The sequence below is a fragment of the Actinomadura kijaniata NBRC 14229 genome, from assembly GCF_001552175.1.
GTDB lineage: Bacteria > Actinomycetota > Actinomycetes > Streptosporangiales > Streptosporangiaceae > Spirillospora > Spirillospora kijaniata.
The window spans coordinates 1-21,113 of the sequence record NZ_BCQR01000080.1 but is presented as its reverse complement, the minus strand read 5'-3'; the positions used below and the strand labels follow the sequence as shown (position 1 = coordinate 21,113).

Here is a 21,113-nt window from a genome sequence, read left to right as displayed (position 1 = left end):
CGGCCCCCTGCCCTCCCACGATCTTTTTGCGATACTCATGCAATCGCGAATCACTTGCAACAAGGGGATGACATGGTGCCGCAGCGGCTCGACGGGGCGGACATGACGGCGATCGCCGACCGGGTGTCGGCCCTCTACCGGCGGTGCTATCGGCTGCCGCCCTGGTCGGAGTCGCCCCGCCAGCTCGCCGACTACCACGGCAAGCTGCTGCTGGCCGCCCGGCGGACCGGGTTCACGGCGCTCACCCTCACCGAGCGGGACCGCCTGCTGGGGGTCTGCTACGGATGGCCGATGCCCGACGCGCTGGACGGCGACCGCGTGCACGACGCCGTGGTCGCCGCGTTCGGGCCGGAACGCGCCGCCGCGCTGGTCGGCGGATCCTTCACGGTCGCCGAGCTGTTCGTCGATCCCGGCGCCCAGGGCCGGGGCGTCGGGCGCGGGCTGCTGGAGGAGGCCGTGCGCGGGCGGCGTTCGGCGTGGCTGCTCACCTACGCCGGGTCGCCCGCGGCGCGCCTCTACCGGCGCCTGGGCTGGCGGGACCGGGGCCTGATGCCCGCCGACATGTACGAGGGGCACCGGCTGTCGCTGTTCACGCTCGGCCCCCGCACGTCCCCCTGAAACGGCGTCGGGCCCGCCTTGGGCGGGCCCGGAAGGGGTGGCTCCTGCGATTGGACTCGAACCAATAACCTGCCGGTTAACAGCCGGCTGCTCTGCCGATTGAGCTACGCAGGACCGCGTTCGCCGGGGTTCTCACGTCCCCCGGCGGCGCGCCTAGATTAGCGCACCCGTCGGGGATCTCGCACATCCACGCTGGCCAGCCGGGCGTGCGCTCCCCCACGCGAGCGGGCCTGCCGTCGGCCGGCTCCCCTACCCGCCCACCGCCGCGGCCTACGCCGAGGAACTCCGGACCATCGAGCGGGCCGCGCCGGCCCGTCCGGTCACGCCCGCCCTGTACGTCACGCTGTGCCTGGACCAGGACCCCGGCCGGGCGCAGCGGCGCCTGCGTGCCGGCATCGAGCGCTACTACGACGCCCCCTCGAAGCCGTCGCCTCGATCCAGAGCATGTTCGCCGGCACCCCCCGCCAGGCCGCCGACCGGCTCGGCGACCACGTCCGGGCCGGCGCCCGCCACCTGGTCGTCCGCCTGGCCACCGACGACCACGAGGCCGACCTGGAACGGTTCGCCGATCAGGTCCTGCCCCTGCTGCGCGCCCGCTGGTTCAAGAACGAGAAGCCCGGAGTCTAAAGTGATGATGTGGAGCAGCGAACGTACAACCAGTACTGCGCGACCGCGCGCACCCTCGACCTCGTCGGCGAGCGCTGGACGCTGCTGCTGGTCCGCGAGCTGCTGACCGGCCCCAAGCGGTTCGGCGACCTCCAGGCCAGCCTGCGCGGCCTGGGCACCGGGCTGCTGGCCGCCCGCCTGAAGCACCTGGAACGCGAGGGCCTCGCGCACAAGATCACGTTGCCGCCGCCCGCCCGCACCCCCGCCTACGCCCTCACCGAGGCCGGCGAGGAGCTCGCCCCCGCCGTCCTGTCCCTGGCCCGCTGGGGGCTGAAGTGGGCGATGGGCGAACGGCGCGAGGACGAGACCTTCCACCCCGGCTGGGCGCTCCTCGGCCTGCGCGCCTGCTTCGACGCCGAGGCCGCCGCCGGGCTCCGCGCGGTGTACGAGTTCCGCATCGACGACGAGGTCTTCCACACCCGGGTCGACGACGGCACCATCGAGGCGCTGCACGGCCCCGCCCAGCACCCGGACGCCACCATCACCCTGGACCAGGAGACCTTCCTGCACGTGGCCGGTCAGCGCCTCACCCTCGCCGAGGCGGTCGAGGGCGGCGCCGCGTCGGCGTCCGGCGACGCCGAGGCCCTGCGCAGGCTGCGGGGGCTGTTCCGGCTGCCGCCCCAGCGCTCCCGCAAGCCCCCGCGGGCCGCGTCCTGACCGTCCCCGGCCACTGGGGGAGACGAAACGCGTCAGGGCCCGTCCGGAATTGCCGGACGGGCCCTGATCCGCGTCTGTGATCCTGCTCCCGCGATTGGACTCGAACCAATAACCTGCCGGTTAACAGCCGGCTGCTCTGCCGATTGAGCTACGCGGGATCGTTCCTGCTCCCGGGGCTTTCTTTCGTCCGCCCCCGGCGACACGATTAGGTTAGCGCATCGGAGGACCACTCCGCGCACCCATATCGCGGGGCCGGGATGGAGCCCGTTCTCGTGGGTATGCCAGGGGAACGGTTCCACTTGATCAAGGGGGTGGCATGAAGATCCGTACTCCGTTCATCGCCGGGGCGGCCGTCGGCTACGTGCTCGGCACCAGGGCGGGCCGCGAGCGGTACGAGCAGATGATGCGGATGACGCGGAAGGTCATGGAGAACCCGCGGGTCCAGGAGACCACCGGGGTCCTCTACGCCAAGGGCGGCGAGATCGCCGGGGTCGCCCGCGACCGGGCCGGCGAGGTGGCCTCGGCCGCCTGGCACCGGGTTCCCGACCAGATCGGGGAGCGGATCCCGGGGAAGGGACGGCGCGTCCCCGAGGAATACCAGGATCCGCGCCGCGAGGCCTCCGCCAAGCCGTACTGAACGCCCGTGACGGCGGGCCCCTCAGGGGGCCCGCCGGGCACGGCCGCGGGCCGGGTCAGAGCCCGGTCTGACGGCGCAGGTCCTCCAGGATCTGCTCCGCCCGCGCCCGCAGACCGGGATCGGCCGGGTCCAGACCCGCGTCGAAGACGAACGACCAGCGGACCGTCCCGTCCGCCGGGGAACGCCGGCCCGCGATCCGCACCGAGCCGCCGCCCGGCAGCTTCGCCTGGTGGTTGACCGCGATGGTGGCGGTGACGCGCTCGCGGACCGTCTCGGGGACCGAACCGGGCTCGGTGAGGCGGACGTGGTGCTCGGGCCCCCCGCCGGTCTCCTGGACGTGCAGCCAGCCGTCCTTCCACGACGCCTGGTCCACGTTCTCCCAGGGGACGCGGGTGAAGCCGCCCTCGGCGGTCGGCACGTGGAGGGCCAGCGACGTGGCGACGACGTGGGAGCCGCCCCGGGTGGGGGCGACGGCCAGGGCGCGTTCGCCCCGGACGAAGGACTCGCGGACGGCGGCGGGCGGCCGGGGGCCCCGGAGAAGGCGCATGCCCCCACGTTAGGGGATCAGGCCGCCCTGGGTGCGCGCCGGGCGCCGAGCAGGTCCAGCACGAGCGCCGCCGACCAGCTGTAGTCGTGGCTGCCCCGGCCGGTGCCGTCGAACGGGTCGAAGTACTCGCGGAACCCCGACTGCCGGACCAGCCGCAGCGTGGACCCGTACAGCAGGTCCGCGATCACCGTCAGGCCGTGGCCGAGGGCCCCGTGCCACAGCAGCCAGTTGGTGTTGATCCAGGTGGGGCCGCGCCAGAACCCGCCCCGGTCGAACGCCGGGGCCTGGATGTCGCAGGTCGGCACCGGATATCCGGCCGCCCCGGCGAACCGCGCCGACAGCAGCATGTCCACCAGATTGCGGACGGTGGCCGCCGGGAGCTCGGGGTCGAGCAGCGGCGCGAACGACGCCACCGTCACCACCGGCAGCAGCCGGTCCTCGCGCAGGTCGCGGGCGCGGAAGCAGCCGGTGTCGCGGTCCCAGAGCCGGTCCAGCATGGCGTGGTGGACGCGTTCGGCGCGTTCGCGGTGCGGGACGGCGTCGCCGCCGACGATCACGGCCAGTTCGGCCAGGGCGTGCGTGGAGGCCAGGTAGGTGGCGTTGACCAGCGGGTCCTCGACGGCGAACGGGTGCTCCTCGCGCAGGTAGTCGTGGCTGTAGCCGGTCTCGCGCAGCAGCGTCACCAGCCACACGTAGCGGTCGTAGTCCTCGCCGGTCGGCAGGGTGCGGGAGACGCGGTGCGGGGCGTAGGCGGTGGGCGGCAGCTGGAGCGCGGCCAGCGGCCGGTCCCAGGCGGGGCTGTTGTCCAGGCCCGACTCCCAGGGGTGGCAGATGGAGACCAGGCCCGTTCCCTCGTAGTCGCGGACCTCGGCCAGGTAGCGGTGCTGGGCGACGAGCTTGGGGTAGAGGCGGGCGAGGAAGTCGCGGCTCAGCTCGGTGTCGGGGGCGCACTCGTGCAGGCGGAGCGCGGCCAGGGCGTGCAGCGGCGGATGGGTGAGGCCGGAGGTGACCACCCCGCGCGGCCCGGCGCGCTGCCGGTCGCTGCACCACAGCTCGGGACCGGGGAAGTAGCCGTGGCGGGCGACGGCGGAGTTGAACACCACGTGCGGGAGCAGGCCGTCGCCCCACTGGCCGCGGAACAGCGACAGCAGCTCGCGTCGGGCCCGTTCGGGGCGGTGGCGGGCCAGGCCGAGCGCGACGAACGCCGAGTCCCAGCTCCACTGGTGGGGATACAGGCCGGGGGACGGAACCGTGGCCGTCCCGGTCCAGTTGGCGTCCAGGACCCGCGCCGCGGCCTGCCAGAGCGCGGTCTCGTCACCGGTCAGACGGGCACTCATGAGCTCAGCGTGAACCCCCGATCGCGTTCTGGCCGCCCTCCGCGGGAGACCGTCCGGAACGATGGGCTAACGCGATTGTTCCCACGAATGCCCGCCGCGACGACCCTTTGGCCGTCGTCGTTTACCTTCGTCCGGCGGCGCTCCCCGGTGATTCACTACTGCGCGTCAGCAGCCACGCGACGATCTCCTCGCCCGCCGCGACGCCGGAGGCGCCGGTGACGGCGACGTGCGGGGCGGTCCAGCCGGTGTCGTGCAGCTCGCCGTGGGCGGGGCGGATCGCGGCGTCGGCGGCGGCGAGCAGCTCGGTGTCGAGCAGGGAGTCCCCGGCGGCCAGCAGGGTCGCGCCGCCGACGCGGGTCATCACCTCGGCCGCCGCGGCCGCCTTGGTGAGCGCCTCGGGCAGGCAGTACACCTTGCGGCCCTGCAGGGAGGTGCGCCAGCCGCGTTCGGCGCACCAGCCGGTCAGGTCCTCCACCCAGGCCGGGGGCAGGGCGGCGCGTTCCACGACGGCGTAGGCGAACAGGTCCGACGCCACGCGCCGCTTGAGCACGAAGTCGCCGCCGATCCGCGCCAGGTGCTCGCGGATCTCGGCCAGCGGCGCGGCGGACCCGGCGTTGCGGGAGCGGACGACCGCCGCCCAGTCGGGGTCGTCCACGCCGTCGACCAGGATGTGGCCGCCGTTGGCGCAGATCGCGTAGGCGGGCGGCTTCTCCAGCAGGTGGACGCGCGCGTACTGTTCGGGCGTGCGCGTCGTGGTCGGCACGAACGTGGTCGCGGCGGCGAGGTCGGCCAGGCCGCGCGCCGCGGTCTCGGTCAGGTAGGACAGCGGCGCGCCCTGGTAGAACTCCACGCACAGCACGCGCGGCATCGTCTCGTCGGGCCCGGCCAGGCCCATCGCGGCGGCGGAGTAGATCAGGGTGCGGTCCAGGTCGGAGCAGACGACCGGGGTCACTGGACGGCCCCCCGCGCGAAGTCGGGGTGGACCAGGCCCATGCAGGCGTAGGGGAACGCGTCCGGCGGGACGTCGACGACGGGCACGTCGCGTTCGGCGGCCAGCAGGCGGATGTGGGCGAGGTCGTCGCCGACGTCGGTGCGGGCCAGCACCTTCCACGGGACGCGCCGCAGCAGCACCCGCGTGGTCTCCCCCACGCCCGGCTTGACCTTGTTGAGGTCGTCGACGCCGTGCTCGGCGGCGACGCGGCGCACCGCCTCCCAGCCCGACCAGTCGGGGGCGCGGTCGGAGGCGTGCAGGTCGGAGGCGTCCTTGGCGACGCGGTCGGCGATGTTGGGGAACCACGCCGCCACCGCGTCCAGGAACACCGCCGACACGTCCGCGCCGGCCAGCTCCCGGTAGAACTTCGCGCCGTGGAAGTCGCCGGGGCCGATGAGGTCGTCGTTCAGGACGGTACGGCTGACCAGCCCGGACACGGTGGAGTTCAGCGCGGCCGAGGGGATGAGGAAGTCGTCGCGGGTGCCGTGCAGCGGGGTGCAGCGGCCCGGGTCGGCCAGCACCGCCAGGTCGCCGGGGAACAGCGCCTCCGCGGCGTGCTCCTCCAGGGCGGCCGCCAGCTCCCTGGTGATCGCGCCCTTGCCGGTCCAGCCGTCCACGAACATCACCCGCGCGGGGTCGTGGCGGGCGGCCAGGTAGCGCAGCGCGTTGCGGTCGATGCCCCGGTCGCGCACGATGCTGACGGCGTAGTGCGGCAGGTCGAGGCCGTGCGCGAACCGGGCCCAGCGGCGCATCAGCACGCCGACCGGCGTTCCGGCGCGGGCCAGGGAGACCAGGACGGCGTCGGGTCCGCGCTCCCGCAGGACCAGCTCGGTGACCAGGCCGACGGCGTGGGCGACGCGTTCGGCCGACGCCTCCAGCGCCTGGTGGAAGAGCCGCAGGTAGGCGGGGCCGGGCTGGTACTCGATCGGCAGCGACTCGGCGTAGTGGGCGCGCCCGGACTGGACGGCGGCCTCGCGTTCCTCGGCGGGCGCCTCCAGCCGGACGTCCGACAGGTCCTTCAGCAGCCAGGTCACGTCCTCGGCGGGGTAGCTGCCGAACCGCGGCCCGTACAACGGGGTCACAGACTCTCCTTCCGGCGGGCGGGGACCGCCGCCAGGGTCACGGGGGCGAGGGCGCGCAGCCGGGCCAGCAGCCCGTCCGCGAGGGCCGGGGTGTCGCCCACGTCGTCGACGACCAGCACGATCGCGTCGAACGCGCGGGCGGGGTCGCGGCCGGGATCGACGTTGTAGGCGTACCGCTCCCCCGGCCCGTCGGCGGGGTCGTCGTGCGCGGGGAACACGAGCCGGGTGCGGATGGCGTAGCCGGGGTCGTCCACGGCGAGCACCGGCGACCGCGTGGTGGTGGAGTACCGGACGTCGGCGCCGGGCAGCAGCTCCGCCACGGCCCCGGCCAGCCGCAGCGGGACGTACATCAGCTCCTCGAAGCCGAGCACCAGCACGCGGGCGGCGCCGCCGGGGAGCGAGGCGGCCAGGCGCCCGGCCATGCCGGGCAGCTCCTTCTCCAGCCGGAGCCGGTGCTCGGGCAGGAACCCGTGCCTGCCGCCGTCGGGCAGCCCCTCCGGCCAGGCGAGGTCGACGCGCGTCACCGGGAACGCGCCGGTGCGCACGGGGTCGGCGGAATGGCGTTCCACCTCGGCCACCAGCGCCCGGCCCGCCTCCAGAATGTCGTCCGGCAGCTCGACGCGGCCCGTGGCCAGGGCGACGGTGTCGATGCGCGTGCCCAGCTCGCCGGCCAGGGTGCGGGTCGCGGCCCGGGACGCGCCGTCGCGCAGGTCCACCAGGGCCGCCACCACGTAGCGAGCGCGCGGGCGGACGGCGTGCAGGGCGCGGATCGTGTTGAGGACCGTGCGGCCCGTGGACAGCTCGTCGTCCACCAGGACCAGGGGCGCGTCCCGGTCCAGCTCGGCCGGATCGGAGGGCAGCAGCAGGTGGCTGGTGGCGTGGCTGTGCTCCTCCTCGAAGCCGCCGTAGGTCGCGAAGCCGGGCACGGGCCGCCGCGTCGAGTGCAGGTAGTAGGCCCCGCCCAGCGCGTCGGCCACCGCGTGCCCCAGCGCCGTGGCGGTCTCGGCGTAGCCGACGACCAGCGCGTCCTCGCCGGTCAGGTCCCGGACCAGTCCGCCCAGCCGCAGACCCGAGCCGTACACCAGGGCGGGATCGGTGGGGACGTGCTTGCCCAGCACCGCCGAGACCAGCAGATGGGCACGCCGGGGGTTGCGGCGGACCGCCAAACCCACCAGGTCGCGCAGGCCCTCACCCACGGGGCGGACGCCGAGCCGGGCCTCGACCCACTCCCCCGTCCAGGTCATCGGGCCCCCGCCCACTGCGGGTCGGCCGCCTCCAGCAGCTCCACGAACGTCACTCCCTCGGCCGCCACGCCGAACACCCGCGCGCGCGTCATCAGGCGTTCGGCCCAGGCGCGGTGCGGCTTGGCCTCGTTCATCTTGTTGGCGTAGGCGCTGGCCATCGCGCCTCCCCCGGCGACGCAGAGGATGTCGGAGGCGTCGCTGTACTCCTCGTGCGTCACGACCGACAGGGCGTGGACGGCCGCCACGTGCGAGGGGTGGATGACGGTCTTGCCGGTGAGGCCGTTGGCCTTGTCCAGATGGACCTCGCGGATCAGGCCGTCCAGGTCGGAGGTGATGATCCGCTGGCGCAGCGGCGCGGCCTGCAGCGCCTCGAACGGCGTCTGCCGCAGCTGCGGCTTGAACATCCGCTCCCCGGCCGAGAAGTACTCCCACACCGGCCCGGTGATCACGAAGCCGGTGCCGTCGGCGCGGCCCAGCACGTTGACCACGTCGTGGATCGCGCCCGCGACCTGCCCGATGTCGTAGATCGTCAGGTCCGGGGGGCGGCGCAGCCCGTAGGCCGACGACAGGTCGGTGGCGCCCAGCCGCACGGCGAGGACCTGCTCGCGGTGCTTGTCCAGCAGCCGCGCGACGTCGGCGAGCATCTCGGCGCGGGTCTCGGCGTACACCGCCTCGCGCGACTCGATCACCGGCATCGCCAGCAGCCGCCGCCCGGTGGCCTCGGCGGTGTCCCGCAGCGCCTCCAGGAACGTCCCGCCGGCGCGGGCGGTGAACTTCGGCAGCACGAACCCGGTGACCACGTCCAGGGCGGGGCCGAGCCGGGCGGCCAGGTCGCCGATCTGCCCGGGCGCGCGGATCCGCAGGAACAGCAGCGGCGCGCCGTCGTCGGGGTCGCCGGCCTCCCGGTCGTGCAGCAGCCGCAGCTGGGCGACGGTGTTGGCCTCGGCGAAGGCGAGGTCGGCGTCGGCGATCGCGTCCTCCAGGCACACCACCATGCTGCGCACGCCCCGGCGGGCGGCCTTGGCGATGTCGTCGGCCAGCGCCGGGCGGGTGGCGGGGCTGTAGAGGGTCGCGCCGAGCGCCACCGCGAGGACCCCGGGGTCGTCCCGGCGGGTGAAGGCGCGGGGCTGCCGGAAGAACAGGCGTTTGCGGAGCGCGGGATCGATGTGGTCAAAGTGCCGCATTCCTGGCCTGTCCTCCCTGACGCCCTGATCCAGCTCCAGGGTATGCACCACAAAGCCAAGATTCGGTCATACAAGAAAACGCCGGCGGGCATCGGATGATGCCCGCCGGCGCCGTTCCGCCGGTGTCCGGCGTCGTGGGTGGGCCGAAGGTCACAGGTGGGCCGAGACCTCCGGCAGCAGGTCCTGGAACGTGCGGCCGTTGGCGATCGCGCCGATCGCGGTCATCGACCAGCCGGCGCCGTCCCGCGACACCTTCGCCATGATCTGCGCGTTGTGCCGCCCGGAGCCGGTCAGCTCGTAGCGCGCGATCTCCTGGCCGGTCCCCTCGTCCACCAGGCGGCAGAACGCGTTCTCGATCTGCGAGAAGTCCTGCCCGGTGAACGAGTTCACGGTGAACACGAGCTGGGTGACGTTGGCCGGGACCTTCGTCAGGTCCACGTTGACGACCTCGTCGTCCCCCTCGCCCTCACCGGTGAGGTTGTCGCCGGTGTGCTGGACCGACCCGTCCTTGCTGCGCAGCTGCCGGAACCACACCGCGTCGACGAGGTTGCGCCCGGCGTCGAACAGCAGGCAGGAGGCGTCCAGGTCGATGGACTGGGCCGTCTTGCGCCCGAACAGGCCCTTCTTGGTGATCGCGTCCCAGCCCAGGCCCATCCGGACCCGGGACAGGGTGCCGCCACCCGGTTTGGTGAGCGATACCCGCTCACCCTTCTTCAGCGAGACCGACATCATCGTCTCCTCGTGGGGTCGGGCTCACACGCCCGTGGAATGGAGTTGCTTGTCCTTGGGGGCGTCCGCCTCGCCCTCGTTGCGGTTGCGGACCACCGAGGAGACGAACGCCGCGATGATCAGGCCCGCGCCCAGCCCACCGGTGATCCACTCGGGCACGTGGTGCCCGATGCCGATCAGCATGCAGACCGCCAGCCCGCCGATCGCCCAGTGCGCGCCGTGCTCCAGGTAGACGTACTCGTGCAGGGTCCCCTTGCGGACCAGGAACACCGTCAGCGACCGGATGTACATCGCGCCGATGCCGAGGCCCAGGGCGATCACGATCGGGTCGGTGCTGATCGCGAACGCGCCGATGACGCCGTCGAAGGAGAACGAGGCGTCCAGCACCTCCAGGTAGAGGAACAGGAAGAAGCCCGCCTTGCCGGTGGCCAGGGCCAGCGGGCTCGGCCCGCCGCCGCGCGCCCTCTCCTTCTCCTCGCCCTCGTCCTCGTCCTCGTCGTCGTCCAGTCCCGCCTCGGCGAACAGCTCGCCCAGCCCGTTGACCAGGATGTAGGTGATCATGCCGAGCACGCCGGCGATCATCACCTCGCCGGGGTCCTTGGCCCACAGGCTGGCCGCCACCGCCAGCGCGCCGCCGGCGATGACGACCGAGAGCTGGTCGAGCTTGCCGATCTTGGCCAGCGGGCGTTCCAGCCAGGTCAGCCAGTGGACGTCGCGCTCCTCGAACACGAAGTCCAGGAACAGCATCAGCAGGAACATGCCGCCGAACGCCGCGATCGTCGGATAGGCGGCGTTCATGGCCGTCTCGTAGGCCTTCTCGTCCCGGAGCGCCAGGTCGAAGGCCTCGATGGGACCCAGTTTGGCCGTGAGCGCCACGATGACCAGCGGGAAGACCAACCGCATGCCGAACACCGCGATGGCGATGCCGATCGTGAGGAAGATCTTCTGCCAGAACGGGCTCATGCGGTCCAACACCTTGGCGTTCACCACGGCGTTGTCGAACGACAGTGAGATCTCGAGGATGGCCAGCACGGTCACCAGCGCGAGGCCGGTTCCCTGGTCATAGACGAAGGCGGCGACCAGACCGGCGGCCGTGACGGCGAAGGACCACCCGAAGGTGCGAAGAATCATTCTGCTATCTCTGCTCTGGGCGCGGTCGGCGTCAGCCGACGTTCACGCCGAAGTCCATGGCGATGCCGGCCAGGCCCGAGGCGTAGCCCTGGCCGACGGCCCGGAACTTCCACTCCCCGCCGTGCCGGTACAGCTCCCCGAAGACCATGGCGGTCTCGGTGGAGGCGTCCTCGGTCAGGTCGAACCGGGCCAGCTCGTTGTCGTCGGCCCGGTTGACGATGCGGATGAAGGCGTTGCGGACCTGCCCGAAGTTCTGCGCCCGCGACTCCGCGTCGTAGATCGAGACCGGGAAGACGATGCGGTCGCACTCCGGCGGGACGCGGCTGAGGTCGACGTTGATGACCTCGTCGTCGCCCTCGCCCTCACCGGTGAGGTTGTCGCCGGTGTGCTCGACCGAGCCGTCGGGGCTCTTGAGGTTGTTGAAGAACACGAAGTGCTGGTCGGAGAGTACCTTGCCCCCGCCGCCGAGCATCAGCGCCGAGGCGTCCAGGTCGAAGTCGGCCCCGGTCGTCGCCCGGACGTCCCATCCCAGACCCACCGAGACGGCGGTCAGGTTCGGGGCCGCCTTCGTCAGCGAGACGTTGCCGCCCTTGGCCAGCGAAACTCCCATGATCGTCCTCTTCCCGGTAGGTGGCGGTTGAAGCGCAGGTGTCCCGGATGTCTCAGATGTTGACACCGAAGTCCATGGCGATGCCGGCCAGGCCCGAGGCGTACCCCTGGCCCACCGCGCGGAACTTCCACTCGGAGCCGTTGCGGTAGAGCTCGCCGAACACCATCGCGGTCTCCGTCGAGGCGTCCTCGGTCAGGTCGTAGCGGGCCATCTCGGTGCCGTCGGCCTCGTTGACGACGCGGATGTAGGCGTTGCGGACCTGCCCGAAGTTCTGGCCGCGCGCGTCGGCCTCGTAGACCGACACGGCGAACGCGACGCGCTCGGCGGCGTCGGGCATCGCGCCGAAGTTCACGGTGATCTGCTCGTCGTCGCCCTCGCCCGCGCCGGTCTTGTTGTCCCCGGTGTGCACCACCGCGCCGTCGGGGGTGCGCAGGTTGTTGAAGAACACGAAGTGCTGGTCAGTGATGATCTTTCCGGAGGCGTCCAGCACCAGCGCCGAGGCGTCCAGGTCGAAGTCCGTCCCGGTGGTGGTCCGCAGGTCCCAGCCGAGCCCGACGCTGACCGACGTCAGTCCCGGCGCCTGCTTGGTGAGCGAGACGTTGCCGCCCTTGCTGAGACTGACACCCATCAGTGCCCCTCCAAGATCGTTTCGCGGTCGGCCGAAGGCCGTGGTCCGGCTATACCGACGCAGTTGCGATGGTATCCGTTCCTCCTGGCCAGGTCCCCCCGGTGCCACAGCCGTCTCATGACCGCCATGCGCCACCGGCGGTGAACACACCGCCCGTTCTGGGGGAGACTTGGGGAAGGCGAAGGGAGACAGCGTTGCGGGGAGCGGGCGACCAGCGGCGTAGGGGATCGGAGGCCGCGGTCGCGGCCAGGGACGCCGCCGCGGAGGCCTTCTACGAGATGGACCGCGCGCAGAAGTTCGTGCGCGGCAGGGTGACGTTGTTCGCCGACCTCGACGCCGCCGCGGCCGAACCGGCGCGCCGCGAGATGGACCGGCTCGACGAGACCGCCAACGCCGCCTCGGTGGAGTACATCGGCCTGCTGGACGCCCACCCGCTGGACGACCCGGACCGCCCGCCGCACGAGTACGAGTCCGCGCGGCGCGCGCTGCTCGGCGTCGCCGACCGCCTGAGGAGGGTCACCGGCGACCTCAACCGCTTCGCCGAACGCCTCGCGCCGCAGATGGCGCGGCTGGAGGCGGCGCTGGACCAGCTACCGCCGCGGCTCGCGGCGGCCCGGGAGGCGGTGGCCGCCGCCGAGGCCGTCGTGGCGGAGGCGCGCGCGGCGGGCATGGACGCCTCCGATCCCGAGGCGGAGCTGGAGCGGGCGCGGCGGGCGCTGGCGGTGCTGTCGTCGCAGGGGCTCGGCGGTCTCGGGCTGAACGGCGCGCTGGAGCAGGCCGAGGAGGCCCGGCGGACCGCCGACCGCGCCCGCGAGGCCGCCGCCGAACTGCCGCGGCTCGCGCAGAAGACCCGCAACTCGCTGGCGTCGGTCCGCACCCGCGCCGACGCCGTCGCCGGGCGGGTCGCCTCCGTCCGCGACGCGATGAAGACGCTGCTGCGCGACTACTCGCAGGCGTGCTGGCAGGACCTCAAGGGCGCGCCCGAGGCGATCGAGGCCGGGGTGGAGCGCGCCCGCGAACGCCTCAACGAGGCGTCGGCGCACATCGCCCGCACCGAGTGGAAGGACGCGCAGCTCGCGCTGACGGCGGCCCGCACCGAGCTGAACGCCGCCGACCGCCGCGCCTCGCGGGTGACGGGCCGGGTCACCGAGCTGAAGGCGGTGCGGGAGGACCCGGAGAAGCCCGCCGAGGCGGCGCGCTTCGCCATCCGCGACGCCCAGCGCCTGGCGGTGATCCAGCCGGGCGGCGCGGCGCCCCACCACGCCCGCGCGCTCGACGCCCTGGTGGAACGCCTGGAACACGCCCCGCGGCGGCTGACCGGCCCGCACCCGGACTACTGGGCCTACCTCCAGGAGCTGGAGGCCATCCGGACGGCGGCGGGCGACGTGGTCACCCGCATCCGCTCCGAACGCGCCGCGCAGGGCCACTAACGTTTCCCAGCCGTGGACTCGGCGAGCGCGGCATCGCTCCGGGCCCGCAGGTCAGGTGGCGCGCTCGTCCGCGTGGCCGAGGCCCACCGTGAAACAGGTCTCGGCCGAACGGGGACGACTCTTGCCCGGCTCAGCGCGGCCGGTCGTGCAGGCCGATGGTGAGGTTGCGCGCGGCCATCGGCGGCTGGCCCGGCTGCGGCTCCACGTACGGCGGGATCCCGCCGGGAGGCCCCTGGTGCCCCGCCACCGGCTTGGCGTGGTCGTGCGGCTGGGCGGGCCGCCCCTGCGACGGCTCGGCCCACACGGCGGTGCCGTAGGCGCAGACCTCGTGCGAACCGTCCGCCAGCACGGCGGTGTCGAAGCACATGCCCACCACCGCGTTGGCGCCCTTGCGGCGGGCGTCCTCGGCCAGCCGGTCGATCGCCTCGCGGCGCGCCGCCCCCAGACCGACTCCCGGCTGCTCCCCGGTCACCCGGAACGTCGCGCTGCTGGACGCGCCCGGATGCGGAGCCGCGCTCTGCACCCCCTGGACGGCCGTCCCCAGGACCTCGCCGAGCACGTTGCGCACCTCGTACCCGGCCAGGCCGTCAGTCGTCACGATCAGCATGGGCACCACCGTAGACCACGGATGCGACATTCCACCGTCTAACCGGCGTCCAGCACCTGTTCGACGGCGCTCGTCCCGGTCCCGTCCCGCGACTCCCACTCCCAGCTCTCCTCCAGCCGCACCCGCCCGTCCGGCAGCATGACGACCTTCGACACGCAGTGGCCGTTGGAGGTCTCCCCGGCGGTGTTGAGCTGGCTGTAGCGGAAGTCGAGCACGTCGCCGCGCCGGGTGCCGACCAGGAACCCGCGCCGGATCGCGCCGCCGGAGTACTCGCCCCAGATCTCGCCGCCGGCCTCGTGGTAGGTGAACAGGGTGGCGGGGGCGATCTCGCCGCCCACGACGTCGGCGACGGCCCGGAACCGCAGGCCGTCCAGCGAGGGGGTCTCCATGCGCGGGAGCGTACGCGACCGGCCCCCGCCGAGGGTCGGCGGGGGCCGGTGGGGTGCGCGCGATCCGTCGCCTCGCGCCGTCCCGGCCGTTCCCCGTCCCGGCCGGAAGGCACGCGGATCAGTCGAGGTACTCCCGGAGCATCTGCGCCCGGGACGGATGACGGAGCTTGGCCAGGGTCTTGGACTCGATCTGGCGGATGCGTTCCCGCGTCACACCGAACTCGCGGCCGACCTCCTCCAGGGTGCGGGGATGACCGTCGGTCAGCCCGAACCGCAGTTGGATGATCCGCTGCTCGCGGTCCGACAGCGTTCCCAGGATGTCCTCCAGCTGGTCCTGGAGGAGGATGAACGCCGCCGCCTCGATCGGCACGACCGCGTCGGCGTCCTCGATGAAGTCGCCCAGATCGGAATCCTCCTCCCCGATGGGCGACTGCAACGACACCGGTTCCTGGGCGATCCGCTGGATCTCCACGACCCGGACGGGGGTCAGCCCCATCTCCCGGCCGATCTCCTCGGGACTGGGTTCCCGTCCCAGGTCCTGGTGCAGCTGCCGCTGCACCCGGACCAGCTTGTTGATGGTCTCCACCATGTGCACCGGGATCCGGATGGTCCGGGCCTGGTCGGCGATCGCCCGCGTGATCGCCTGGCGGATCCACCACGTCGCGTAGGTCGAGAACTTGAATCCCTTGGTGTAGTCGAATTTCTCGACGGCACGGATGAGTCCGAGATTTCCCTCCTGGATCAGGTCGAGGAACAGCATCCCCCGACCCACGTAGCGTTTGGCGATCGAGACCACCAGGCGCAGGTTGGCCTCGATCAGACGTTGCTTCGCCCGCATTCCCTCGCGGGCGAGCTGTTCGAGGTCGAGCCGTTCCCCGGGAGACAGCACGGCGGTGCGTGCCAGCTTCTCCTCGGCGAACAGTCCCGCCTCGATCGACTTCGCCAGTTCGACTTCATCTTCTGCCGTGAGGAGCGGAACGCGCCCGATCTCCCTCAGGTAGATCCGGACCAGGTCGCTCGTCGGCGCCCGCTTGCCGAGGTCTCCCTCATCCGCCCGCTGAACGTCCTCGGCCTCGCTGGGAGACTCGAGGACCTCCACCCCCTGCTCGGCGAGCATTCGGACGATCTTCTCAAGGGAGTCGTCCGGCAAGTCGGAACGATCGAGTGCGGCAGCGACGTCATCGACGGTCACACCGCCGCGCTCTCTGCCTCGTGCGACAAGGTCCGCCACCTGGTCAACCGATGGCGCCTCGCTCGGCAGCACCGAAGGGCCCACGCAGACAGTCTGCGTTACGAAGGCCCTAGATCACAGGACCCATTTTGCGGTCTCTTGACTTACTGTGATCCAAGGCCACCCTCGCGCAACATCCGTCTCTGCTGCTCAAGCGCCACAAGATCGCCAAAGAGCTTTCCGTACTCCTCGGCCTGCTCGGCCGGATTCAGCCGCCCGAGTTTAGATTTGACGTCCGCGATCTGCCTGATGACCTGGCGTTCCTGAATTCGGGCCAGCAGAGCCACCGCATATCGGTCCTCCGCTTCCGGAGCGACCAGCAGCGCCTCCACCCCCAGCTGCGTGATCAGGTCTCTGACCTGCTCGTTCGCGGCCGTCTCCCGCAGCGTCCCGATCCATTCGGCCGCCCCGGCAGCCCCCTGGACCCCACCCGCCTCAGCGATGACGGCCCGGACGGCCGCGTGCGGGGGCACGAGGAACACGTCGGCGGGAAGCCCGTCGAACACCGGTCCGAGCATCCCGGGCCGCTGCACCGCGAACTTCAGCAGCTCCCGCTCGGCCCGCACCTCGGGGTCCCGGGGATCGTAGGAGGGCCGCTCCGGCGCGGGGGCCTGCGCCTGCTGGGCCTGCTGGGCCTGCTGGGACTGCGGGTGGGGACGCTGCCCGCGCCGCCCGTTCTGCCCCTGCTCACGCGCCGACAGCTCGCGGACCCGCCGCAGCACGAACTGCTCGTCCATGATCCCGAGCCAGCGGTCCAGGTTGACCGCGTACATGTGCCGCAGCGACCGGTCCTTGATCTTGGCGACCACCGGGGCGGCGGCGTCCAGCGCGGCCAGCCGCCCCTCGGCGGTGTTCAGGTCGTGCTGCTCGATGGTGCTGCGCACCGCGAACTCGAACAGCGGCGTCCGCGACGCCACCAGATCCCGGACGGCCGCCTCACCGTGCCGGATCCGCAGGTCACAGGGGTCCAGCCCGTCCGGCTGCACCGCCACGAACGTCTGCGTCACGAACTTCTGCTCGTCGGCGAACGCCCGCAGCGCCGCCTTCTGCCCCGCCGAGTCCCCGTCGAAGGTGAAGATCACCTCGCCCCGGAACTCGTCCTGGTCCATCAGCAGCCGCCGCAGGATCTTGATGTGCTCGTCCCCGAACGAGGTCCCGCACGTCGCCACCGCCGTCGGCACCCCGCTCAGATGGCAGGCCATCACGTCCGTGTAGCCCTCGACGACGACCGCCTGCCGGCTCCGGGCGATCTCCTTCTTCGCCAGGTCGGCCCCGTAGAGCACGTTGCTCTTGTGGAACAGCGGCGTCTCGGGCGTGTTCAGGTACTTGGGCCCGTCGTCATCGTCGTAGAGCCGCCGCGCCCCGAACCCGATGACATCGCCGCCCAGGTCCCGGACGGGCCAGAGCAGCCGCCCCCGGAACCGGTCCATGGGCCCGCGCCGCCCCTCCTTGGCGAGCCCGCCCATGATCAGCTCCCGGTCGGCGAACCCCCGCCCCCGCAGGTGCCGGACCAGTCCCTCCCACTCCCGGGGGGCGAACCCGACCCCGAACCGCGCGGCGTCGGCGAGCTCGAACCCCCGCTCCGACAGGAACTTGCGCCCGATCGCCCCGTCGGGCGCGGCGAGCTGCTCGGCGAAGTACTCGGCGGCGGCCTTGTGCGCCTCGACCAGCCGGGCCCGCTGCCCGCCGTCCTGGCGCGGGGTGAACCCGCCCTCCTCGTACCGGAGCTGGATCCCGGCCTTGGCGGCCAGCCGCTCGACGGCCTCGGAGAACGTCAGATGGTCGATCTCCTGCACGAACTTGATGACGTCGCCGCCGACCCCGCACCCGAAGCAGTACCAGAGCCCTCTGGCCGGGGTCACGTTGAACGAGGGCGACTTCTCGTCATGGAACGGGCACAGCCCCTTGAGGTTCCCCCCGCCGGCGCTGCGCAGCTGTAGGTACTCCCCGATCACGCCGTCGATCGGCGACCGCTCGCGTACGAGCGCGATGTCCTCATTGCGAATCCGGCCTGCCACGGCGGCGAGTCTAATCCCGCCCCCCGACACTCCGCGCCGCCCCGCCCGACCCGCTCCACCGGGGGCAGACTGGGGGGATGGTCGAATCGGTGGTGTGGGTCAAGCCGGAAGGCGCGGAGCTGGTCGAGGTCGAGGTCGGGGGCGGGCGGCTCGTCGCCTCCGGGGCGGCCGTCGGGGGCGGGGCCGTCCCCTACCGGCTGGAGTACGAGCTGACCACCGGGGACCGGTTCGTGACCGCGCGGCTGCTGGTGCAGGCCCACGGGGTGGACGGCGGCACCGGGCCCTGGCGGCGGTGGCTGGAGCTGGTGAACCGGCCCGAGGGCGAGTGGACGGTCAACGCCCGCTCCGAGGGGCACGTCGCGTTGCCGCCGCCGGGCGGGGACGCCGGGGAGCTCGGGGGCGCGCTGGACTGCGACCTCGGGCTGTCGCCGCTGACGAACACCATGCCGGTGCTGCGGGGCGGGTTCCTGGACGGGGGCGGGCCGGTGGAGCACCTGATGGCGTGGGTCTCGGTGCCCGACCTCGCCGTCCGCCCGTCGTGGCAGACCTACGAGTTCGTGCGCCGGGAGGGGAAGCGGTCGGTGGTGCGCTACTCCAGCCCGGGGTTCACCCGGGAGATCGTGTTCGGGGCGGACGGGATCGTGCTCGACTATCCGTCGATCGGGCGGCGGGTCTGACGGCGCCGGATCCGTGTCCTTTGTGTCGGGGGCATTTCGGCCCCCGGGGCATTGTGAAATAGCTGTTAAAAGCGCAACGGCGCGGTTCCACGCCAGGTCAGGGCCGCACTAGCGTCGAGGTGTGCTGATCACCCCACACGAGCAGGAGCGCCTGCTGATCCATGTGGCCGCGCGGGTGGCCCGGGAACGGCGGGAGCGCGGACTGCGGCTCAACCATCCCGAGGCGACGGCGGTCATCGCGGTCCACATCCTGGAGGGCGCCCGGGACGGGCGCACCGTGGCCGAGCTGATGGAGTCCGGCCGCACCGTGCTCACCCGTGACGACGTCATGGAGGGGGTGCCGGAGATGCTGGAGTCGGTCCAGATGGAGGCCACCTTCCCCGACGGCACCAAGCTCGTCACCGTCCACCGGCCGATCCCGTGAGCGCCCCGCTCGTCCCGGGGCAGGTCGTCCCCGGCGCGGAGCCCGTCGCGCTGAACCCGGGGCGCCCGCGGACCACCCTCACCGTCGTCAACACCGGCGACCGGCCCGTGCAGGTCGGGTCGCACTACCACTTCGCCGTCGCCAACCCGGCCCTGGAGTTCGACCGCGAGGCGGCGTGGGGGACGCGGCTGGACGTCCCGGCGGGGACGGCCGTGCGCTTCGAGCCCGGCATCACCCGCGAGGTCGACCTGGTGCCGCTGGCGGGTCGCCGCGTCGTTCCCGGCCTGCGGCCGGAGGGGGCGGGGGCGCTGGATGGCTGAGCTGTCGCGGGCGCGGTACGCCGAGCTGTACGGCCCGACCGCCGGGGACCGGGTGCGGCTGGCCGACACCGACCTGTTCGTCGAGGTCACCGAGGACCGCAGCCGCGGCCCGGCCGGGGCCGGGGACGAGGCGGTGTTCGGCGGCGGCAAGGTGATCCGCGAGTCGATGGGCCAGTCCCGCGCCACCCGGGCCGAGGGGGCGCTCGACCTGGTGATCACGGGGGTGGTCGTGCTGGACCACTGGGGGATCGTCAAGGCCGACGTGGGCGTGCGGGACGGCCGGATCGTCGCGCTCGGCAAGGCCGGGAACCCCGACACCATGGACGGCGTCCACCCCGGCCTGGTCATCGGCCCCACCACCGAGGTGATCGCGGGGAACGGGAGGATCCTCACCGCCGGGGCCGTGGACTCCCACGTCCACCTCATCTGCCCGCAGCTGCTGGAGGAGGCGCTCGGCGCGGGCGTGACCACGCTGATCGGCGGCGGGGCGGGACCGGCGGAGGGCACCAAGGCCACCACCGTGACCGGCGTGTGGTACCTGCACCGGATGCTGGAGGCCCTGGACGGGTGGCCGGTGAACGTCGCGCTGCTCGGCAAGGGCAACACCGTCTCCGAGGAGGCGCTGTGGGAGCAGCTCCGGGCGGGCGCGTCCGGGTTCAAGCTGCACGAGGACTGGGGCTCCACCCCGGCGGCGATCGACGCGTGCCTGCGGGTCGCCGACGCGTCGGGCGTGCAGGTCGCGCTGCACTCCGACACGCTGAACGAGGCCGGGTACGTCGAGTCGACGCTGGCGGCGATCGGCGGCCGGTCGATCCACGCCTACCACACCGAGGGGGCGGGCGGCGGGCACGCGCCCGACATCATCACCGTCGCCGCGCACCCGAACGTGCTGCCGTCCTCCACCAACCCCACGCGCCCGCACACGGTCAACACGCTGGACGAGCACCTCGACATGCTCATGGTGTGCCATCACCTGAACCCGTCGGTGCCCGAGGACCTGGCGTTCGCCGAGTCCCGCATCCGGCCGACCACGATGGCGGCCGAGGACGTCCTGCACGACCTGGGCGCGATCTCGATGATCGGCTCGGACTCGCAGGCGATGGGCCGGATCGGCGAGACCGTGATCCGCACCTGGCAGACCGCGCACGCCATGAAGCGGCGGCGCGGCGCGCTGGCGGGCCCCGCCGACAACCTGCGGGCCCGGCGGTACGTCGCCAAGTACACGATCAACCCGGCCGTCGCGCACGGCCTCGACGGCGAGATCGGGTCGGTCGAGCCGGGCAAGCTCGCCGACCTGGTGCTGTGGGACCCGGCGTTCTTCGGGGTGCGCCCGATGCTGGTGATCAAGGGCGGGGTGATCGCGTGGGCGGCGATGGGCGACGCCAACGCCTCCATCCCCACCCCGCAGCCGATGCTGCCGCGCCCGATGTTCGGCGCCGCCCCGGTGGTCGCGGCGGGCACATCGCTGCACTTCGTGTCGGAGGCCGCGCTCGGGGACGGGCTCGCCGACCGTCTGGACGTGCGCCGCCGTCTGGTGCCGGTCAAGGACACCCGGCGGCTCGGCAAGGCCGACATGCCGCTCAACGACGCGCTCCCGTCGATCGAGGTGGATCCCGACACGTTCACCGTGACGATCGACGGCGACGAGGTCGAGCCCGCGCCGGCCGCCGAGCTCCCGATGGCCCAGCGGTACTTCCTGTTCTGATGGACGCCCTACGAGTGACCACGGGACCGATGACCACGGGGCTGCTGCTGCTGGCCGACTCCCGCCTCCCGGCCGGGGGCCACGCCCACTCCGGCGGGCTGGAACCGGCCGTCACGGCGGGAACGGTCGCCGACGTCGCCGGGCTGGTCGCGTTCCTGCGCGGTCGCCTGGCGACGTCCGGGCTGGTCGGCGCGGCGCTGGCGGCGGCGGCCTGCGCCCACGCCCGCGCCGGCGGCACCGGCTGGGCGGCG

Annotated in this window: 23 protein-coding genes, 2 tRNA genes and 1 pseudogene; 10 read left to right on the top strand and 16 right to left on the bottom strand. The window is 72.8% G+C overall.

Annotated elements, in window-relative coordinates:
* Positions 1-72: 72 nt before the first annotated feature.
* Positions 73-618, top strand: a complete 546-nt coding sequence (locus AKI01S_RS24640) for a GNAT family N-acetyltransferase (RefSeq protein WP_067822631.1) — start codon at positions 73-75, stop codon at positions 616-618.
* 38 nt (positions 619-656) lie between these two features.
* Here AKI01S_RS24640 and AKI01S_RS24635 read toward each other — a convergent pair.
* Positions 657-732: transfer RNA gene (locus AKI01S_RS24635), tRNA-Asn, on the bottom strand.
* Between the two features lie 330 nt (positions 733-1,062).
* On the opposite strand from AKI01S_RS24635, the gene AKI01S_RS52525 reads away from it, so the two are divergent.
* Positions 1,063-1,245 (top strand): hypothetical protein, encoded by a 183-nt coding sequence (locus AKI01S_RS52525; protein ID WP_067822628.1) that lies wholly within the window; start codon positions 1,063-1,065, stop codon positions 1,243-1,245.
* Between the two features lie 9 nt (positions 1,246-1,254).
* Positions 1,255-1,941 carry a winged helix-turn-helix transcriptional regulator gene (locus AKI01S_RS24625; protein WP_067822625.1) on the top strand — a complete coding sequence of 229 codons (687 nt, stop codon included), beginning with the start codon at positions 1,255-1,257 and terminating at the stop codon, positions 1,939-1,941.
* Between the two features lie 85 nt (positions 1,942-2,026).
* Here AKI01S_RS24625 and AKI01S_RS24620 read toward each other — a convergent pair.
* Positions 2,027-2,099: transfer RNA gene (locus AKI01S_RS24620), tRNA-Asn, on the bottom strand.
* A 158-nt stretch (positions 2,100-2,257) separates the two neighbouring features.
* Between AKI01S_RS24620 and AKI01S_RS24615 the strand changes: the two genes are divergently transcribed.
* A complete protein-coding gene (locus AKI01S_RS24615) occupies positions 2,258-2,578 on the top strand; it encodes a hypothetical protein (protein WP_067822622.1) in 321 nt (106 codons plus the stop codon).
* Positions 2,579-2,633: 55 nt separating this feature from the next.
* Here the strand turns inward: AKI01S_RS24615 and AKI01S_RS24610 are convergent, their stop codons facing one another.
* The 10 genes from AKI01S_RS24610 to AKI01S_RS24565 all read right to left on the bottom strand — a co-directional run bounded on the left by AKI01S_RS24610 (position 2,634) and on the right by AKI01S_RS24565 (position 12,061).
* Positions 2,634-3,125, bottom strand: coding sequence for a hypothetical protein (locus AKI01S_RS24610; protein WP_067822619.1), 492 nt, complete (start codon positions 3,123-3,125; stop codon positions 2,634-2,636).
* Positions 3,126-3,142: 17 nt separating this feature from the next.
* The gene (locus AKI01S_RS24605) at positions 3,143-4,462 is read right to left on the bottom strand and encodes an amylo-alpha-1,6-glucosidase (protein ID WP_067822616.1); all 1,320 of its coding nucleotides are present in this window, start codon (positions 4,460-4,462) and stop codon (positions 3,143-3,145) included.
* A gap of 121 nt (positions 4,463-4,583) precedes the next feature.
* The gene (locus AKI01S_RS24600; RefSeq protein WP_067822612.1) at positions 4,584-5,414 is read right to left on the bottom strand and encodes an HAD family hydrolase; all 831 of its coding nucleotides are present in this window, start codon (positions 5,412-5,414) and stop codon (positions 4,584-4,586) included.
* The gene (locus AKI01S_RS52895; RefSeq protein WP_067822609.1) at positions 5,411-6,535 is read right to left on the bottom strand and encodes a cysteine protease StiP family protein; all 1,125 of its coding nucleotides are present in this window, start codon (positions 6,533-6,535) and stop codon (positions 5,411-5,413) included. The genes AKI01S_RS24600 and AKI01S_RS52895 overlap by 4 nt, the downstream gene beginning before the upstream one ends.
* Positions 6,532-7,779, bottom strand: coding sequence for a phosphoribosyltransferase family protein (locus tag AKI01S_RS52890; protein WP_067822717.1), 1,248 nt, complete (start codon positions 7,777-7,779; stop codon positions 6,532-6,534). Before AKI01S_RS52890 ends, AKI01S_RS52895 begins: the two co-directional genes overlap by 4 nt.
* Positions 7,776-8,963 carry an HpcH/HpaI aldolase/citrate lyase family protein gene (locus AKI01S_RS24585; protein ID WP_067822606.1) on the bottom strand — a complete coding sequence of 396 codons (1,188 nt, stop codon included), beginning with the start codon at positions 8,961-8,963 and terminating at the stop codon, positions 7,776-7,778. The genes AKI01S_RS52890 and AKI01S_RS24585 overlap by 4 nt, the downstream gene beginning before the upstream one ends.
* A 150-nt stretch (positions 8,964-9,113) precedes the next feature.
* The gene (locus AKI01S_RS24580) at positions 9,114-9,692 is read right to left on the bottom strand and encodes a TerD family protein (RefSeq protein ID WP_067822603.1); all 579 of its coding nucleotides are present in this window, start codon (positions 9,690-9,692) and stop codon (positions 9,114-9,116) included.
* A gap of 24 nt (positions 9,693-9,716) precedes the next feature.
* A complete protein-coding gene (locus AKI01S_RS24575; protein ID WP_067822600.1) occupies positions 9,717-10,823 on the bottom strand; it encodes a DUF475 domain-containing protein in 1,107 nt (368 codons plus the stop codon).
* Positions 10,824-10,854: 31 nt separating this feature from the next.
* Positions 10,855-11,433 (bottom strand): TerD family protein, encoded by a 579-nt coding sequence (locus AKI01S_RS24570; protein WP_067822598.1) that lies wholly within the window; start codon positions 11,431-11,433, stop codon positions 10,855-10,857.
* 52 nt (positions 11,434-11,485) lie between these two features.
* Positions 11,486-12,061, bottom strand: coding sequence for a TerD family protein (locus tag AKI01S_RS24565; protein WP_067822595.1), 576 nt, complete (start codon positions 12,059-12,061; stop codon positions 11,486-11,488).
* A gap of 194 nt (positions 12,062-12,255) precedes the next feature.
* On the opposite strand from AKI01S_RS24565, the gene AKI01S_RS24560 reads away from it, so the two are divergent.
* Entirely contained in the window at positions 12,256-13,491 is a 1,236-nt protein-coding gene (locus AKI01S_RS24560; RefSeq protein WP_067822592.1) for a molecular chaperone DnaJ, read from the top strand.
* A gap of 130 nt (positions 13,492-13,621) precedes the next feature.
* On the opposite strand, the gene AKI01S_RS24555 is transcribed toward AKI01S_RS24560, so the two are convergent.
* The 4 genes from AKI01S_RS24555 to dnaG all read right to left on the bottom strand — a co-directional run bounded on the left by AKI01S_RS24555 (position 13,622) and on the right by dnaG (position 17,736).
* Positions 13,622-14,098: a YbjQ family protein gene (locus tag AKI01S_RS24555; protein WP_067822589.1), complete on the bottom strand. Its 477-nt coding sequence runs from the start codon at positions 14,096-14,098 to the stop codon at positions 13,622-13,624.
* 38 nt (positions 14,099-14,136) lie between these two features.
* Positions 14,137-14,487: an avidin-fold protein gene (locus AKI01S_RS24550; RefSeq protein ID WP_067822587.1), complete on the bottom strand. Its 351-nt coding sequence runs from the start codon at positions 14,485-14,487 to the stop codon at positions 14,137-14,139.
* 118 nt (positions 14,488-14,605) lie between these two features.
* Positions 14,606-15,751, bottom strand: a complete 1,146-nt coding sequence (gene rpoD / locus AKI01S_RS24545; protein ID WP_067822714.1) for an RNA polymerase sigma factor RpoD — start codon at positions 15,749-15,751, stop codon at positions 14,606-14,608.
* A gap of 71 nt (positions 15,752-15,822) precedes the next feature.
* The gene (gene dnaG, locus AKI01S_RS24540) at positions 15,823-17,736 is read right to left on the bottom strand and encodes a DNA primase (RefSeq protein ID WP_067822584.1); all 1,914 of its coding nucleotides are present in this window, start codon (positions 17,734-17,736) and stop codon (positions 15,823-15,825) included.
* Positions 17,737-17,813: 77 nt separating this feature from the next.
* Here dnaG and AKI01S_RS24535 point away from each other — a divergent pair, with 77 nt between their 5' ends.
* The 5 genes and pseudogenes from AKI01S_RS24535 to AKI01S_RS24515 form a co-directional block, all read left to right on the top strand.
* Positions 17,814-18,413: a putative glycolipid-binding domain-containing protein gene (locus AKI01S_RS24535; protein WP_067822581.1), complete on the top strand. Its 600-nt coding sequence runs from the start codon at positions 17,814-17,816 to the stop codon at positions 18,411-18,413.
* A gap of 121 nt (positions 18,414-18,534) precedes the next feature.
* Positions 18,535-18,837, top strand: coding sequence for an urease subunit gamma (locus AKI01S_RS24530; RefSeq protein ID WP_067822578.1), 303 nt, complete (start codon positions 18,535-18,537; stop codon positions 18,835-18,837).
* Positions 18,834-19,157 carry an urease subunit beta gene (locus AKI01S_RS24525; RefSeq protein WP_067822575.1) on the top strand — a complete coding sequence of 108 codons (324 nt, stop codon included), beginning with the start codon at positions 18,834-18,836 and terminating at the stop codon, positions 19,155-19,157. The genes AKI01S_RS24530 and AKI01S_RS24525 overlap by 4 nt, the downstream gene beginning before the upstream one ends.
* Positions 19,150-20,862, top strand: a complete 1,713-nt coding sequence (locus AKI01S_RS24520; RefSeq protein WP_067822572.1) for an urease subunit alpha — start codon at positions 19,150-19,152, stop codon at positions 20,860-20,862. Before AKI01S_RS24525 ends, AKI01S_RS24520 begins: the two co-directional genes overlap by 8 nt.
* Before the next feature lie 29 nt (positions 20,863-20,891).
* A pseudogene (locus AKI01S_RS24515) lies at positions 20,892-21,113 on the top strand (urease accessory protein UreF); the annotation flags it as partial.